At 71.7% G+C, this 15,347-nt stretch carries 16 protein-coding genes; 7 read left to right on the forward strand and 9 right to left on the reverse strand.

Translation table 11 applies throughout. The features are described 5' to 3' along the window. Positions 1-54: 54 nt before the first annotated feature. Complete coding sequence (locus ACFC96_RS40485) at positions 55-975, reverse strand: glutamate ABC transporter substrate-binding protein (RefSeq protein WP_376264690.1); 921 nt, start codon at positions 973-975, stop codon at positions 55-57. Between the two features lie 63 nt (positions 976-1,038). After that, complete coding sequence (locus ACFC96_RS40490) at positions 1,039-1,815, reverse strand: amino acid ABC transporter ATP-binding protein (protein WP_116509104.1); 777 nt, start codon at positions 1,813-1,815, stop codon at positions 1,039-1,041. 292 nt (positions 1,816-2,107) lie between these two features. On the opposite strand from ACFC96_RS40490, the gene ACFC96_RS40495 reads away from it, so the two are divergent. After that, positions 2,108-2,794, forward strand: a complete 687-nt coding sequence (locus ACFC96_RS40495; RefSeq protein ID WP_376264693.1) for a response regulator transcription factor — start codon at positions 2,108-2,110, stop codon at positions 2,792-2,794. A 9-nt stretch (positions 2,795-2,803) separates the two neighbouring features. Beyond that, positions 2,804-4,210, forward strand: a complete 1,407-nt coding sequence (locus ACFC96_RS40500; RefSeq protein ID WP_376264696.1) for a sensor histidine kinase — start codon at positions 2,804-2,806, stop codon at positions 4,208-4,210. 18 nt (positions 4,211-4,228) lie between these two features. Here ACFC96_RS40500 and ACFC96_RS40505 read toward each other — a convergent pair whose 3' ends face one another. Further along, positions 4,229-5,224: a TAXI family TRAP transporter solute-binding subunit gene (locus tag ACFC96_RS40505; RefSeq protein WP_376264699.1), complete on the reverse strand. Its 996-nt coding sequence runs from the start codon at positions 5,222-5,224 to the stop codon at positions 4,229-4,231. Between the two features lie 147 nt (positions 5,225-5,371). Here ACFC96_RS40505 and ACFC96_RS40510 point away from each other — a divergent pair, with 147 nt between their 5' ends. Further along, positions 5,372-5,830: a nuclear transport factor 2 family protein gene (locus ACFC96_RS40510; RefSeq protein WP_227297698.1), complete on the forward strand. Its 459-nt coding sequence runs from the start codon at positions 5,372-5,374 to the stop codon at positions 5,828-5,830. A gap of 113 nt (positions 5,831-5,943) precedes the next feature. Here the strand turns inward: ACFC96_RS40510 and ACFC96_RS40515 are convergent, their stop codons facing one another. The 4 genes from ACFC96_RS40515 to ACFC96_RS40530 all read right to left on the reverse strand — a co-directional run bounded on the left by ACFC96_RS40515 (position 5,944) and on the right by ACFC96_RS40530 (position 8,595). Further along, entirely contained in the window at positions 5,944-6,093 is a 150-nt protein-coding gene (locus ACFC96_RS40515; RefSeq protein WP_266559245.1) for a hypothetical protein, read from the reverse strand. A 143-nt stretch (positions 6,094-6,236) separates the two neighbouring features. Then, a complete protein-coding gene (locus tag ACFC96_RS40520) occupies positions 6,237-7,169 on the reverse strand; it encodes an MBL fold metallo-hydrolase (protein WP_376617335.1) in 933 nt (310 codons plus the stop codon). Continuing rightward, a complete protein-coding gene (locus ACFC96_RS40525; RefSeq protein ID WP_376617337.1) occupies positions 7,166-7,738 on the reverse strand; it encodes a flavin reductase family protein in 573 nt (190 codons plus the stop codon). Before ACFC96_RS40525 ends, ACFC96_RS40520 begins: the two co-directional genes overlap by 4 nt. Positions 7,739-7,809: 71 nt before the next feature. Then, complete coding sequence (locus tag ACFC96_RS40530; RefSeq protein ID WP_376264708.1) at positions 7,810-8,595, reverse strand: SDR family NAD(P)-dependent oxidoreductase; 786 nt, start codon at positions 8,593-8,595, stop codon at positions 7,810-7,812. Between the two features lie 206 nt (positions 8,596-8,801). Here ACFC96_RS40530 and ACFC96_RS40535 point away from each other — a divergent pair, with 206 nt between their 5' ends. The 3 genes from ACFC96_RS40535 (at position 8,802) to ACFC96_RS40545 (ending at position 11,862) form a co-directional block, all read left to right on the forward strand. Beyond that, positions 8,802-9,293 carry an SRPBCC family protein gene (locus tag ACFC96_RS40535; protein ID WP_376617338.1) on the forward strand — a complete coding sequence of 164 codons (492 nt, stop codon included), beginning with the start codon at positions 8,802-8,804 and terminating at the stop codon, positions 9,291-9,293. Next, positions 9,290-10,438: a hydrolase gene (locus ACFC96_RS40540; protein ID WP_376264714.1), complete on the forward strand. Its 1,149-nt coding sequence runs from the start codon at positions 9,290-9,292 to the stop codon at positions 10,436-10,438. The genes ACFC96_RS40535 and ACFC96_RS40540 overlap by 4 nt, the downstream gene beginning before the upstream one ends. A gap of 158 nt (positions 10,439-10,596) precedes the next feature. Then, on the forward strand, positions 10,597-11,862 hold the full coding sequence (locus ACFC96_RS40545) for a cytochrome P450 (RefSeq protein ID WP_376264717.1): 1,266 nt from the start codon (positions 10,597-10,599) through the stop codon (positions 11,860-11,862). 160 nt (positions 11,863-12,022) lie between these two features. On the opposite strand, the gene ACFC96_RS40550 is transcribed toward ACFC96_RS40545, so the two are convergent. Continuing rightward, positions 12,023-13,285, reverse strand: a complete 1,263-nt coding sequence (locus ACFC96_RS40550; RefSeq protein WP_376617340.1) for an NAD(P)/FAD-dependent oxidoreductase — start codon at positions 13,283-13,285, stop codon at positions 12,023-12,025. After that, entirely contained in the window at positions 13,285-13,608 is a 324-nt protein-coding gene (locus ACFC96_RS40555; RefSeq protein WP_376264723.1) for a 2Fe-2S iron-sulfur cluster-binding protein, read from the reverse strand. Before ACFC96_RS40555 ends, ACFC96_RS40550 begins: the two co-directional genes overlap by 1 nt. Positions 13,609-13,772: 164 nt before the next feature. Here ACFC96_RS40555 and ACFC96_RS40560 point away from each other — a divergent pair, with 164 nt between their 5' ends. Further along, positions 13,773-15,221, forward strand: a complete 1,449-nt coding sequence (locus tag ACFC96_RS40560; protein WP_376617342.1) for an MFS transporter — start codon at positions 13,773-13,775, stop codon at positions 15,219-15,221. The last annotated feature ends 126 nt before the right edge of the window (positions 15,222-15,347 follow it).

The raw sequence follows: 15,347 nt of genomic DNA on the forward strand, positions 1-15,347 counted from the left end.
CGGTCACTGCCGGGGGGTCGTACGGTGCGGGCCGGGGCCCGCACCGTCAGCGCGTCAGTAACGCTCGAGGGCCGGCGGCGCGGTGTACGCGGACTTGGACAGGCCGAGCGTCGCGTCGTACGCCTTCTTGTAGTCGCCGTTCTTCTCGTGCGCCTCGAGGGCGTTCGAGACCGCCTCGCGCAGCGCCTTGTCGTCCTTGTTCATGCCGACGCCGTACGGCTCCTCGGTGAACGGCTTGCCGACGACCTTCAGCTTGCCCGGACGCTGGGCGGCGTAGCCCTTGAGGATCGCGTCGTCGGTGGTGACGGCGTCGACCTCGTTGTTGAGCAGCTGCTGCACGCACTCGGAGTACTTGGACAGCTCGACCGTCTTGGCGCCGTACTTGGGCTTCTTGATCTCCTGGAGCGGGGTCGAGCCCTTGATGGAGCAGACCGTCTTGCCCTTGACGGAGTCCGGGCCCGTGATGCCCTTCTCGTCGCCGCGGACGAGGAGGTCGGCGCCGGCCATGAAGTACGGGCCGGCGAAACCGACCTGCTTCTTGCGCTCGTCGTTGATCGTGTACGTGCCGACGTAGAGGTCGACCTCGCCCTTGGAGATGGTCGTCTCACGGACGTTCGAGTCGATCGTCTTGAACTCGATCTGCGACGGCTTGAAGCCGAGGTCGGCGGCGACCATCTTGGCGATCTCGATGTCGAAGCCGGAACGCTTGCCGTCGGTGTCCTGGAAGCCGAGGTACGGCTGGTCGTTCTTGGCGCCGATGACGATCTTCCCGGCCTTCTGCGCCCGCTTCAGCGTCGCGGAGTCCAGCTTCACGCCCGAGGCGACCGTGTACGTGGGCAGCTTCGGCTGGCCCTTGCCGCCGGCGCCGCCGGCGGGCTTGTCACCGGCGTTGCCGGAGTCTCCGCCGCACGCGGTGGCGGCGAGGGCGAGCACGGCGACAGTGGCCGCCGCGGCGGCGGACTTGCGGAGCTTCATGGTGAATATCCTTCGTGTCGGCAGAATTCGGCCGTGGGAAAGTCGGACGCCCGTGCGTCGGCGTCAGTGGTGCAGGATCTTCGACAGGAAGTCCTTGGCCCGGTCGCTGCGCGGGTTGCTGAAGAACTGGTCGGGGGTGGCCTCTTCGACGATCCGTCCGTCCGCCATGAAGACCACGCGGTTGGCCGCCGAGCGCGCGAAGCCCATCTCGTGGGTGACGACGATCATCGTCATGCCGTCACGGGCGAGCTGCTGCATGACCTCGAGGACCTCGTTGATCATCTCCGGGTCGAGGGCCGATGTCGGCTCGTCGAAGAGCATGATCTTGGGGTCCATCGCCAGCGCCCTTGCGATCGCGACGCGTTGCTGCTGGCCGCCGGAGAGCTGAGCGGGGTACTTGTCCGCCTGCGTGCCGACGCCCACCCGGTCGAGCAGGGTGCGCGCCTTGGCCTCGGCCGCCTTCTTGTCCGCCTTGCGGACCTTGATCTGCCCCAGCATCACGTTCTCGAGCACGGTCTTGTGCGCGAAGAGGTTGAAGGACTGGAAGACCATGCCCACGTCCGCGCGGAGGCGGGCCAGCTCCTTGCCCTCCTGGGGCAGCGGCTTGCCGTCGATCGTGATGGCACCCGTGTCGACGGTCTCCAGGCGGTTGATCGTGCGGCACAGCGTCGACTTGCCGGAGCCCGAGGGTCCGATGACGACGACGACCTCACCACGCGCGATGGTCAGGTCGATGTCCTGGAGCACGTGCAGCGCGCCGAAGTGCTTGTTGACTTGGTTCAGTACGACCAGCTCGTCGGCCGCGGGAATGGCGTCCTTGGTCACCGATACATCGGTCATCGGGTCTTGCTCCATCCTCCTCGGTTGGGAGGACAGTAGTAATGCAGTACGACCAGCGTCATTACATCTGAGGGGAACTTGAGCATCACGATCCGGCTTCGACCGGCCACGATGCGTGAAGAGGGTGCCCCTGCTCGTACCGGCTGGATAACGGAAGGCGTCGGTAACCGGAACACTCTTGACGGCGTCCTTATGTTTCGGAGTGGATGCCCTGGTGGGTCGCACACGCGTGCGCGCACAGAGCCTGCCCGCGTACCGGGGCCGAACGACCGATGAACCGAAGGGGGCCGTGATGAGACTGCTTCTCGTAGAGGACGACGACCATGTCGCCGCCGCCCTGTCGGCGGTCCTCGCCCGGCACGGCTTCGACGTGACGCACGCCCGCAGCGGCGAGGAAGCGCTCCGGGCGCTCGTCCCCGAGGCGGACGTCTTCGGAGTCGTACTCCTCGATCTCGGCCTGCCCGACCAGGACGGCTACGAGGTGTGCGGCAAGATCCGCAAGCGCACGGCGACACCCGTGATCATGGTGACCGCGCGCTCGGACGTACGCTCCCGCATCCACGGCCTCAACCTCGGCGCCGACGATTACGTGGTGAAGCCGTACGACACCGGGGAGCTGCTCGCCCGCATCCACGCGGTCAGCCGGCGCAGCGTGCCGGACGAGCCCTCCGCGTCGGCCGAGGACGGTCTGCGGCTCGGGTCCGTGCACATCGAACTGCCCACCCGCCAGGTCAGCGTGGACGGTTCGGTCGTCCAGCTGACCCGCAAGGAGTTCGACCTCCTGGCCCTTCTCGCGCAGCGCCCCGGGGTGGTGTTCCGCCGGGAACAGATCATCAGCGAGGTCTGGCTCACCAGCTGGGAGGGGACGGGCCGCACCCTGGAGGTGCATGTCGCGTCCCTGCGCTCCAAGCTGCGCATGCCCGCCCTCATCGAGACCGTGCGCGGGGTCGGGTACCGGCTCGTCGCGCCGGCCGCCTAGAGGCCACGGGTGCGCGCTCGCCTCCTCCCGCTGCTCATCGTCCTCATGGCGGGCGTGCTGCTCGCGCTCGGCTTCCCGCTCGCCGTGAGCGTGGCGGCGGCCCAGCAGCAGAAGGTCGTCGTCGACCGCATCGACGACACGGCACGCTTTGCCGCGCTGGCCCAGTTCGTCACCAAGCGCTCGACAGGTTCCCGCGTACGCGTCACGGACGAGCGCCAGCAGACCCTGCAGAACGAACTCACCCGCTACCACGAGGTGTACGGGATCCGCGCGGGCGTCTTCTACCGCAACAGCGACCCCATGGGGCGCGCCCCCGAGGGCTGGCAGCTGCCCCACGACGGAGCCGTGCGCGAGGCCTTCGACGAGGCCCTGTTCTCGCGCGGCAGCCACGACCCCCAGCAGGTGTGGCCCTGGCAGCGCGGCCGGCTCGTCGTCGCGTCACCGGTCATCAGCGACGGCGACGTCGTCGCGGTCGTCGTCACCGACTCGCCCACCGGCAAGATGCGCTCCCAGACGCTCCAGGGATGGCTGCTCATCGCGGCGGGCGAGGCGGCCGCGATGCTCCTGGCCGTCGGCGCCGCGCTGCGGCTGACGGGCTGGGTCCTGCGGCCCGTGCGCGTCCTCGACGCGACCACCCACGACATCGCCACCGGGCGCCTGAAGTCCCGCGTCGCCTCGGCCGGCGGACCACCGGAACTCCGGCGCCTGGCCCGGTCGTTCAACGAGATGGCCGACAACGTCGAGGACGTCCTGGAGCAGCAGCGCGCCTTCGTCGCCGACGCCTCGCACCAGCTGCGCAATCCGCTCGCCGCCCTGCTCCTGCGCATCGAACTCCTGGCCTTCGAGCTGCCCGAGGGGAACGAGGAGATCGCCTCGGTGCGCACGGAGGGCAAGCGGCTCGCCTCGGTCCTCGACGACCTCCTCGACCTGGCCCTCGCCGAACACACCGAGGCGGACCTGCGGCTCACGGACATCGGCGAGCTGGTGACCGAACGCGTGGGCGCCTGGCGGCCGGTCGCCGACGAGAAGGGCGTGACGCTGACCGAGGACTGCCCCGCGGTCACCGGCTGGGCGGACCCCGTGACCCTGTCGAGCGCCCTGGACGCGGTGATCGACAACGCCCTGAAGTTCACCCCCTCCGGCGAGGAGGTGAAGGTCCGCGTCGCCCGTGACGGAGAGTTCGCGCAGATCGTGGTCGCGGACCGCGGTCCGGGCCTGCGCGAGGACGAACTGGCGCGGATCGGCGACCGGTTCTGGCGCAGCGCCGGCCACCAGAACGTGAAGGGCTCGGGCCTCGGCCTGTCCATCTCGCGGGCGCTGCTCGCGGCGGGCGGCGGCTCCATCACGTACGCCCCTCACGAGCCGCACGGGCTGCGCGTGACGGTGGCGGTGCCCCGGACGCACCGGGAAGGCTGAGGCGGGCGGGCCGGGGCCCTACGGCTTCACCGAGCGGTAGTAGCGGCGGGCGCCCTCGTGCAGCGCCAGCGGATCCGTGTAGAGCGCCGTCCGCAGGTCCACGAGCTGCGCCGCGTGCACCTCCGTGCCGATGCGGTCGCGGCTGTCTATCACCGTGCGCGTCAGCGCCTCCGTGAGGCGGGGGTCCGCACGGTCCGTGGTGACCAGCAGGTTCGCCACGGCCAGCGTGGGCACCGAGACACCCTGCTGCGCGTCCGGATAGGCGTCCGCGGGCATCACGGCCGCCCGGTAGTAGCGGGACGCGCCGCCCTGCTTGTGCAGCGCGTCGACGAGGTCGCCGAGCTCGACGAGACGGATGGGGTAGTCCTCCGACAGCTTGCGCACATGGGTCGTCGGCAGACCGCCCGACCAGAAGAAGGCGTCGATGTCGCCGTCCTCGAGCGCCTGGGGCATGCCGTCGATCCCCGTGGAGACCGGCTTCATGTCCTTCTCCAGGTCGAGGCCGGCGGCCTCGACCACGCGCTCCGCGATGAGCCGTACCCCCGAGCCCCTGCCGCCCACGGCGACCCGGAGGCCGCGCAGGTCCTCGACCGACCTGATCGACGACGAGCGGGGTACGACCAGCTGCACGTAGTCGTCGTACAGGCGGGCGCAGCCGCGCAGCCGGTCCCCTCCGGCGCCGCCCTGAAGCTTGTACTTCTCCACGGCGTCGGCGGCCGCGATCGTGAAATCGGCCTTCCCCGTGGCGACCCGCTCGACGTTCTCCTGGGACCCCTCGCTGTTCGTGAGGCGCACGTCGAGGTCCGGCAAGTCGTGGCCGAGCGCGGTCTTGAGGAGGTTGCCGTAGCGCTCGTACACGCCGGTCCGCTGGCCCGTACTGAAGGTCACGCTGCCCCCCGGCCTCCCGTCGTCCAGCGGCAGCAGCCACCACAGGAGCAGCCCGAGGACCACGACGGCGGCGGCCGAGCCCTCCAGGGCCCGGCGCCTGCTGATACGGGGGAGTGCCTTGGGCATGCGGGCGATCCTGCCATTTCACTCACCGTGCTGGCCAGGGGCGCCGGCCGGTCACCGCGAGCGCCTCTCCAGTGGCGCTGCAGCCGCGCCCGGCAGGCTGATGCCGACGACGGGCGGCCGGAAGGGCCGCCGCGAAGGGAGTTCGCCATGTCTCAGTCCGTCGGGACCCTCCGTCAGCAGGTCACGGGTGACCTGTACGCCGAGGTGCAGACGTTCTACGCCCAGCAGATGCGCCGGGTCGACGCCCTGGACATCGAGGGCTTCGCCGACACCTTCACCGACGACGGGGAGGTCGTCCACGCCGGCGGTCAGCGTCAGAGCGGCCGGGCGGAGATGATCGCCGGGATGCGCGCCAACCTGCCGCGCTACAAGGACATCGCCGTCCGCCACTGGTTCGGCCACCTCCTCATAGAGGCCGACCCCCAGGACGAGGACACCATCCGGGTCTCGTACTACACGCTGGTCACCCAGACCGACCGCGAGGGGAAGGTCTCCTTCCAGCCGACGTTCACCGTCGACGACGTGCTCGTGCGCCGCGACGGCGGGCTGCTGACCCGCTCGCGCGTCATCCACCGCGACAGCCCCGCCGCTCCCGCGGCCTCCTGACCGGCCCGCACACGGAACCGGCCTCGACACGGAGATCCGGCACATGGCCGAGGGGCCCCGGTCGAGGGGCCCCTCGGCCATGTGCCGGCCGATGACACGCGGTGGGCGGCGGCTCAGTCGATGCTCCGGCAGATGTGGGGTTCACTCCCGTCGTCGTCGAGGTCCCCGGCCAGCAGCAGAGGTATCCGGCACGGCACCCCGTGGAACTCCAGGTGCGTCGGGGGTGCCACGTGCGTCTCGCGGTCCAGCAGAATCGTCTCCATCGACGACTCCTTTCAGTACGGCGGTCTCATCGGTGCGGGGACTCGTCCTCCGGTCTGTGAGGCGACGGCTGTGCGGTTCCGGTCCGTGAGGTCCGGTCGGATCCGGGCTGTGAGTTCAGGGCTGGGTGGTCAGGGCTGGGTGGTCAGGCGTGACACGAGGGCAGGGCGCCGTGGAAGGCGACCATCTCCTTGAAGGACGCCGCGACATCGATACGGGCGCCAGGTGCCAGGCCCTCGAGTTCGGCGTACGCGCGGTGCAGGTTCCCGACCAGGCGCTCGGAGTCCAGGAGCCCGGCGAACGCGCCGAGGTCCGCGTCCCGGGCCGCCTGGAGCGGGCCCACGCCGCGCCGCAGGCCGTCCCGCGCGAGGTCCTGGAGCCGGCGGACGTAGGCCTCCGTCGCGTCGAGGAGCTCGGGGCCGCCGACCGGACCGTGCCCGGGGACGACCGCGGAGGCACCGAGCGCGCGCATGCGCTCCAGGGCTCGCAGCGACCCGGTGACGGAGCCCATCAGGAGGTACGGGGTCACCCCCGACCACACCACGTCCCCGGTGAACAGCACACCGCGTTCCGGCACCCACGCGATCACGTCGTTAGCGGTGTGGGCGGGGCCCACGTGGAGCAGCTCGGTCCGCAGGCCGCCGTCCGCGTGCAGGGTGAGCTCGTCCCGGAAGGTGAGCGTGGGCAGGGTCAGCGGGGTCTCGCCCCACTCGACGTCCGGCCACAGGTGGCGCAGGCCGAGGCCCGCCTCCTGCGTGTCGGACCGGGTGCCCGCGTGCGCCACGACGACGGCACGCGGCGTGAACTGGCCGTTGCCGAACGTGTGGTCGCCGTGGAAGTGGGTGTTGACCACGTAGTCCGGGCCGCCCGGAACCACACGCTCCACCTCCTCCCGCAGCCTGCGGGTGCGGGACTCGGTCGCCGCCGTGTCGATCAGGACCGCCTGGCCGCCGCCGGCGACGAGGCCGGCGTTGTTCAGGCACCAGCCGCCCTCCGGCTGGACGAAGGCGTACACCCCGTCGGCGACCTGGCGCAGGTTGCCGGGCGCCGCCACGAAGGACGCGGTTGTCGCACTCACGCGGCCGCCTCCCGCTGCTCGGCGGACGAGGCGGACGGCGCGGACGAGGCGGGCGTCAGCCGGCCGAACTCGCCCTGGTGGAACAGGAGCGGGTCCGGCTCGGACGACCCACCGGACAGGGCGACGACCCGCCCGATCAGCAGCGTGTGGTCGCCGGCCGTGTACTCCGCGTCCAGCACGCACTCGACGTACGTCTCCGCCGCGGGCAGCACGGCGTTGCCGGTGACGCCCTCCTCGGCGGACAGGCGCAGCATCGCGGCCCGGCCCTCAGGCCGGTCGGGCCGGCAGAACTCCAGCGCCAGATCCAGCTGCGCCTCGGTGAGCACGCTCACGGCGAAGCTGCCCGCCCGCGATATCCGCGGGCGCATCCGGCCGGACGCCTTGACGGAGACGAGGATCAGCATCGGGTCGAGCGAGACCGAGGTGAGGCTGTTCAGGGTCATCACGATGGTCTCGTCGCCGCTTCCCTGGGTGAGCAGGGTGACGCCCGTCGGGAATCGGCCCATCGCGGCCCGGAAAGCGGCCACGTCGGGTTCGGCGAGGGTTGCGCCGGCGGTCACAGCAGTCATGTCAGGTACTCCGTTTCTGCTTGTCGTCAGGGCCGTCGCGGGCGTCGCCGGGATCGGCGGCACCGGGGCCGTCAGTAGTTGCCGAGCCCACCGCAGACGTTCATGGCCTGGGCGGTGATGGACCCGGCCGGGTCCGACGCGAGGTAGCCGACGAGCCCGGCGACCTCCTCGGGGGTGGAGTAACGGCCGAGCGGGATCTTGGCGTTGAACCTCTCCTGGATCTCCTGCTCGCTCACGCCGTAGTGGCCCGCGTAGCCCTGTCGCACGCGCTGGGCCATGGGGGTCTCGACGTATCCGGGGCAGACGGCGTTCACGGTGATGCCGGTCGCGGCGAGTTCCTTGCCGACGGCCTTGGTGAAGCCGATCACTCCGTGCTTGGAGGCGGAGTAGGGCGCGGCGAGCTCGACGCCCTGCTTGCCGCCGGTGGAGGCGATGTTGATGATCCGTCCCCAGGACCCCTCGCGCATCAGGCCCGTGCCGAGCACTTCCCGGGTGACACGGAAGGTGCCGTTCAGGTTGGTCTCGATCACGTCGTCCCAGAGCGCGTCGGGCAGCTCCGCGGTCACCCCGCCACCGCCGCGGCCCGCGTTGTTGACGAGGATGTCGATGCGGCCGTACTCGGCCACGGCGGCGGCCACGGCCTGCTGGATCTGTGTCAAGGACGTCACGTCGCACACCGTGCCGGCCACCTCGTGGCCCTGCTCGCGCTGCGCCTTGACCATGGCGGCGACGTTCTCCGCGTCCCGCGCCACACCGAACACCGCGACGCCCTGCCGGGCCAGCAGCTCGGTCACGGCCAGACCGATCCCGCTGGTCGCCCCGGTGACGAAGGCCACTCGTCGTCCCGCGTCTGTCATCGTGCTCTCCCCATCGCTCGTGTCGATCCGGTCCACGTCGGCTCGACGGTGGGCCCGTGGCCTTGCGGGTTTCTCGCCCCCGGGTGGAGCCGTGGTGGAGGCCGGCTGTTCGAGCCGTACTCGACACGGGGCCTAGCGAGGGCCGTCAGCTTGGGCGCATTCGATGCCGTGGCCGGGCGGACACCTGGCCGGAGCGAGGAGGCCCCGTGCCCGAGCAGACGCAGACCCTGCCCGACGTCAGGAAGTCGGTGACCGTCGCGGCGACGCCCGACGCGTGCTTCAAGGTCTTCACCGAGCGCCCGGCGGACTGGTGGCCGCCGAGCCACATCCTGGTGCGCAAGGAGCGGGCCGGCCTCGCGTTCGAGGCGGGCGTCGGAGGGCGCTACTACGAGTGGGACGTGGAAGGCACCGAGATCGCCTGGGGCCGCGTGCTGGAGTGGGTGCCGGGCCGCCGCCTCGTCATGACCTGGCGGATCGACCCCAACTGGCAGTCCATCCCCACCGACGACGGCGCCAGCCAGATCGAGGTCGACTTCGAGGCTGTCGACGAGGGACGCACCCGTGTCTCGCTGGCTCACGTCAAGCTCGACCGGCACGGTCCCGGCGCCGAGCGGATCTTCAAGGCGCTCGACGGGCCGAGCCCCGGCGAGACGCTGGAGCGCTTCGCCCGCGCCCTCACGGACGGGTCCGGATCGTGAGCGTCGACCTCGGCGTCCTCGCCGCTCCCGTCCCCGCCCCGGCCGTCCCCGTCGCGGGGCTCGTCGCCGCCGCCGACGGGATACGCCCGCTCGCGGCGCGCCACGCGGCGGACGCGGACACGGGCCGCGTCCTGTCCCGCGAGGTCACCGACGCGATACGGGAGGCCGGGTTCGCCCGGCACTTCGTGGCCGCCCGGTTCGGCGGCACGGAGGGCTCGTTCGCCGACCTGACCCGGGCCGTCATGTCCGTCGGCGAGGGCTGCGCCGCCTCGGCCTGGTGTGCCTCGCTCGCCGCGTACTCGGCCCGCTTCGCCTCACACCTGCCCGAGCAGGGGCACCAGGAGCTGTGGGGCGCGGGTCCCGACACGGTCGTGGCGACCGGTCTGATGCCCGCCGGTCGGGCCAGGCAGGCGGACGGCGGCTGGCGGGTCACCGGCGAGTGGGCCTACGTCAGCGCCGTCGACTTCGCCGACTGGGTCATGGTCTGCGCGGCGGTCGCGGGCGGTGAAGGCCCGCCGCAGCTGCGCTTCTTCACCCTGCCGCGGGGCACGTACACCGTGCGCGAGACGTGGGACAGCATCGGGATGCGGGCGACGGGCAGCCACACGGTCGTGGTCGACGACGTGTTCGTACCGGCGCATCTGACCTTCGACCGCGCCGACATGCTCACCGGCCGCAACGGCGCCTCCCGCGTGTCCGCCCACAACGTGCCCTTCCAGGCGGTGGGCGGCCTGACCTTCATCGCCCCCGTCGTCGGCGCCGCCACCGGCGCGCTGGACGCCTGTACGGGATCGATCCAGGGGCGCCGGCGCAACCAGACCGCCGAGCTGACCGTCGTACGTGCCTCCGGCCGGATCGACGCCGCACGCCACCTCGTCCTGGAGAACGCCCAGGTCCTCGACCGGCGCCTCTTCACCCCCGAGCACATGGCGCGCAACGAGCGGAACGCCACCTTCGCCGCCGAGATCCTGCGCGAGGCCGTGACTCTCCTCGTGGGCGCGGCCGGGACCGGAGGGCTCGGCGAGGGACACACGCTCCAGCGCTTCTGGCGGGACATCACCTCGGCGACGAGCCATGTGGCGCTGCAGTACGACACCGCCGCCCGCAAGAACTACTCCGCGGTGCTGCTCGGCCCGGAGGGATGATCCGTACCGCACGGCGAGGGGGCGTCCGGCACCATGGGCGCCCCCTTCGCCCTGTGTGACGGGACGCCTCAACTTGCTCTAGTTCAGGGCGACTTGGCCTCGATCGGCTCTCCGTACGGTGAGGTCCGACCCGTAACGTCCCAAGCGGAGGATCTATCGTGACAGTCACCCAGGAGACAGCCAGCCAGGAGACGGCGCCCCAGGGCGCCGGCTGCCCGGTGGCGGGCGTGTTCCCCTTCAGCGGTTCCAGTTACCGTGGCCCCGCCCCGGAGTACGCCGCCCTGCGCGCCGGGCAGCCGGTGGTGAAGGTGCCCACCGCGGGAGGTGTGGACGCCTGGCTGGTCACCCGTTACGAGGATGTGCGCCGGCTCTCCGCCGACCCCCGGCTCAGCAGGGCCCAGGCCTGTGGCGAAGGCGCCCCCCGTGTGGGCGGCACGATGCACACCACGCCGGAGATGATCATCTCGCTCGACGCGCCGGAGCACTCCCGGCTGCGGAAGCTGGTGGCCGGCGCGTTCACCATGCGGCGGGTCGAGCGGATGCGGGCCAACGTCCAGAGGGTCACCGACGAACTCCTCGACGACATGGCGGCCAAGGACGGGGTCGTGGACCTCGTGCAGCAGCTCGCGGTGCCGCTCCCGCTGACCGTCATCGGGGAACTCCTGGGCGTACCGGCCCAGGATCTGCGGGAGTTCGAGCAGTGGGCGCGCGCCTTCGCCACGGTCGACGACCGGGCCGGCGGCGAGGAGTCGCTGCACGCGCTCGGCAAGCTCAGCGAGTACATCGTCGGGCTCATCGCCGACAAGCGCGCCAACCCTGCAGACGACATGCTGTCCGAGCTGATCGCGGCCCGCGACGACAACGACCGGCTCAGCGAGCCGGAGCTGGTCACCTTCGGCTTCACGCTGATCGGCGCCGGCTTCGACACCACCGCCAACCAGCTGGCCAACTCCGTCCTGGCCCTCCTCGTGGACCACCAGGACCAGTGGCGCCGGCTCGTCGAGGACCGCTCCCGGATCCCCAGGGCCGTCGAGGAACTCCTGCGCCACGTCAACCTGTTCGCGACCGACACCTCCGGATTCCCGCGTATCGCGGCCGAGGACATCGAGGTCGGCGGCGTGACGATCCCCAAGGGTGACGCCGTGCTCCTCTCGCTCGCGTCGGCCAACCGGGACGCGGAGGTCTTCCCCGACCCGGACCGGCTCGACCTGACCAGGGAGCGCAACCCGCACATCTCCTTCGGCCACGGGATGCACTACTGCCTCGGCAAGCACCTGGGGCGGATGGAGATGGAGATCGCCATCGAAGGCCTGGTGCGCCGCTTCCCGGAGCTGCGGCTCGCGGTCCCCGAGAGCGAACTGCCGTGGCACAAGGGGGAGATCAACCACACGCTGACCAGCCTTCCGGTCGTCCGGGGGCAGTGAGTCCGCGGCTCCGTGCGGTCCCGTCCCCTCCCGGAAAGGGGACGGGACCGCAGGCGTACCGAGGCAGGTGGGGCAGCGAGAAGCCGCCGCACCCCGCGCGAGGCGGTGGGTACGGCGGCGGGATCCCGGGCGGGTCCACACCCGCGGGTGCGGACCCGGCTCAGGTGCGCACGGCGACCCTCGTTGCGGGGGACGTGCGGGGGAGCTTCTTCAGGTCGAAGCCGGGCGCGCGCACCTCGTCCGGCGTCAGGGCGCTGCCCGAGGCGAGCAGCCGGCGTGAAATGCCGTGGTCCGCGGGCCGGTTCACCGACTCCACGCCGATCAGGCGTCCGGCACGGAAACAGAAGACGGAGAAGCGTCCGCCCTCCACGTCGCCGCTCGTGACCACCTCGTCGTGGCCCGCCGTGAGTCCCGCCAGCTGCATCCGCAGGCCGTACTGCTCGGACCAGAACCAGGGCACGGAGGTGTACGCGAACGGCTCGTCGCAGATCCCGGCGGCCACGCACTTCGCCTGGTCGGAGGCGTTCTGCACCGACTCGATGCGCAGGTGGCGCCCGGCGTGCGGGCTGGGGAAGCGGGCGCAGTCGCCGAGCGCGTAGATGTCGGGGTCGCTGGTGCGCAGCCGCTCGTCCACGACGATCCCGTCGCCGACCATCAGATCGGCGGTCAGGGCCAGGTCGGTGTGGGGCAGCACCCCGACCCCGATCACGGCCAGGTCGGCGGCGATGCGTTCACCGCCGTCCAGTTCCATGACGTGGACCTGTCCTTCGGTGTCGCCGTGCAGGGCCGTGACCTCGCGGCCGAGCAGCACCCGCACCCCCTGGGCGCGGTGCTCGGCGACGACCCTCGACGACAGCACCGGGGTGAGAGCCCGGGCCAGCGCCCGCCGCTGGACGTCCACCACCGTCACCTCGTGGCCGAGGCCGCGCGCGGTGGCGGCGACCTCCAGGCCGATGAACCCGGCGCCGACCACCACCAGGCGGCGGGGCGGCCCGCTCAGCCGCGCGCGCAGCTCGTCGGCGTCGGCCCGCGAGCGCAGGGTGAGCACCCCGTCCAACGAGGCTCCGGGCACCGGAAGTTGCCGGGGCCGGGATCCGGTGGCGAGAACCAGACGGTCGTACGGCACCCGCAGTCCCGACCGCAGCGTGACGGTGCGGCGCTCAGGGTCGACGCAGGACGCGCGGTCCCCGACCCTGATCTCGATGTCCCGCTCGGCGAAGAACGAGGCGGGGCGCAGGGCCGTGTCCTCGGCGGGCGCCGTGCCGGCGAGGTACCCCTTGGACAGGGGGGGCCGGTAGCCGGCCCACGGGGGTTCCTCGCCGATCAGGGTGATGCGGCCGGTGAAGCCCCGGCCGCGCAGTGCGGCCGCCGTCTCCACTCCGGCCTGACCGGCACCGACCACGACCACGGCGGGCGCGGCCATCAGCTCTGTGCCTCGGGCAGGTGCACCAGCAGCCCGTCGAGGGCCTCGGTGACCGGCAGCTGGCAGCTCAGCCTGCTGTGCTCGGTACGTTCGCACGCCGTGCCGTAGAGGACGTCGTCCTCGACCGGGTCCATCTCGGGCAGTACGACGGTGCTCGCCGCGTCCACGTAGACGTGGCAGGTGCCGCACTGGGCGGAGCCGCCGCACTGGGCCTCGATGCCGTCGACGTTGTTGAGCTTCGCGCCGCGCATGACCGTGTTGGGCGCTTCTACGTCGACGACGGTGACGGTTCCGTTCGGATGCTGGTAGGTGATCTTGGCCATCGTGGGCTCTCCTCGGGGAATGTCGGCCGGCCGTGCGGAGACACGCCCTGGGACTGTGGCGAGAGGTCCTGCAGCGGCGGTGGAGTGCCTCTCGACGCAGCGGGTCGAGCGGGGCTCCGTGCGGCCTCGACGCGCGGTCCGCCGCACCGGCGCAGCGTGTTCGTATGACCATGACCACGCGCACGCACCGCACACCAGGACCTTCGCCAAGGGCCGCGCCCCGACTCGGGCTCGTGCTGTTCGCCTGCTGCCTGGGGCAGTTCATGAACGTGCTCGACGCCTCGGTGGTGAATGTGGCGCTGCCCGTCATCTCCGACGACCTCGGCTTCGATCCGCACAACCTCCAGCTCGTCAACAACGCCTACACCGTGGTGGTCTGCGGCTTCCTGCTGCTCGGCGGGCGTCTCGCGGACCTGTTCGGGCAACGCCGGATCTTCCTGGGAGGGGTCGGCCTGTTCACCCTCGCCAGCCTGGTCGGCGGGGCGGCCGACAGCCCGACGACCCTGATCCTGGCCCGCGCCCTCCAGGGGCTGGGCGCCGCGGTCATGGCCCCCGCCACGCTCACCGTGCTCGGCACCACCTTCACCGAACCGGCCGCACGGGCACGGGCGTTCGGCTGGTGGAGCGCCGTCTCGGGGACGGCGGGCGCGGTCGGTGTGCTGGCCGGAGGAGTGATCACCCAGTGGTTCTCCTGGCGCTGGATCCTGCTGATCAACGTCCCCATAGGACTGGCGCTGTGCGCACTGGTCCGCTGGGCGGTCCCCGAGACCCGGCGACCCGGAATCCGCCGCCGGCTCGACCTGCCGGGGGCCGTCACCGTCACCCTTGGTCTCATGGCCATCGTGTACGGGACGTCCGAGTCCCCCGGACACGGCTGGGGTTCGGGACACGTGCTCGGCCCGATGCTCGCCGGTGCCGTGCTCCTCGGTACGTTCCTGGTGATCCAGGCGAAGTTCGCCCCCGAGCCGCTGGTGCCCCTCGGCGTCTTCCGCAACCGCTCGGTGGCCGCCGCCAACCTGGTCGCCTTCTTCGGGATCGCGGCCCTCTTCAGCACCTTCTACTTCTTCACCCTGATGCTCCAACAGGTGCTCGGATACAGCCCGTTGCGCACCGGCCTCAGCTATCTGCCCCTGTCCGTCGGGATCGCGCTCGGCGGCTGGGGCATCGCGCGCCTCGTGCCCCGCACCGGGCCGCGGCCGGTCCTCCTCGCGGGGCTCGCCCTGTCCGCCGTCGGACTGCTCTGGCTGTCGCGGCTGGCCGTCGGCGCCGGATACCTGAGCGACGTACTGGCTCCGGAGATCCTGCTCGGCCTCGGAATGGGCGCGGTCCTCAACGCGACCACCAACGCCGCCACCGCCGGACTGCCTCCGGAACAGGCGGGCCTCGCCTCGGGGCTGCTCAACACCACCCGCCAACTCGGCAGCGCGGCGGGCCTGGTGACCCTGGCGGCGCTCTCCGCCGCCCGCATCGACAGCGAGGCCGCCGCCGGCACGCCGCACGCCGCCGCCCTGGCCCGCGGCTACGGCCTCGCGCTCACCGGCGCCGGGCTCTGCGCCCTCGCCGGCCTGGTGGCGGCCCTGTGGGTCCCGGTCAGGGAACGCCCGCGCGACTGAGCGACGCGGGCGCCCCGCACACCGAACATGCCGGACGGCCGGGGCCCCCCGCAGCGGGGACCCGGCCTCCGGCCTGGGGTCGGCGGGGTACGCCACGCGCGGGGGGTCGGCGACCCACACCCCGGG

This window comes from Streptomyces sp. NPDC055955 (genome assembly GCF_042270245.1).
Classification (GTDB): Bacteria; Actinomycetota; Actinomycetes; order Streptomycetales; family Streptomycetaceae; genus Streptomyces.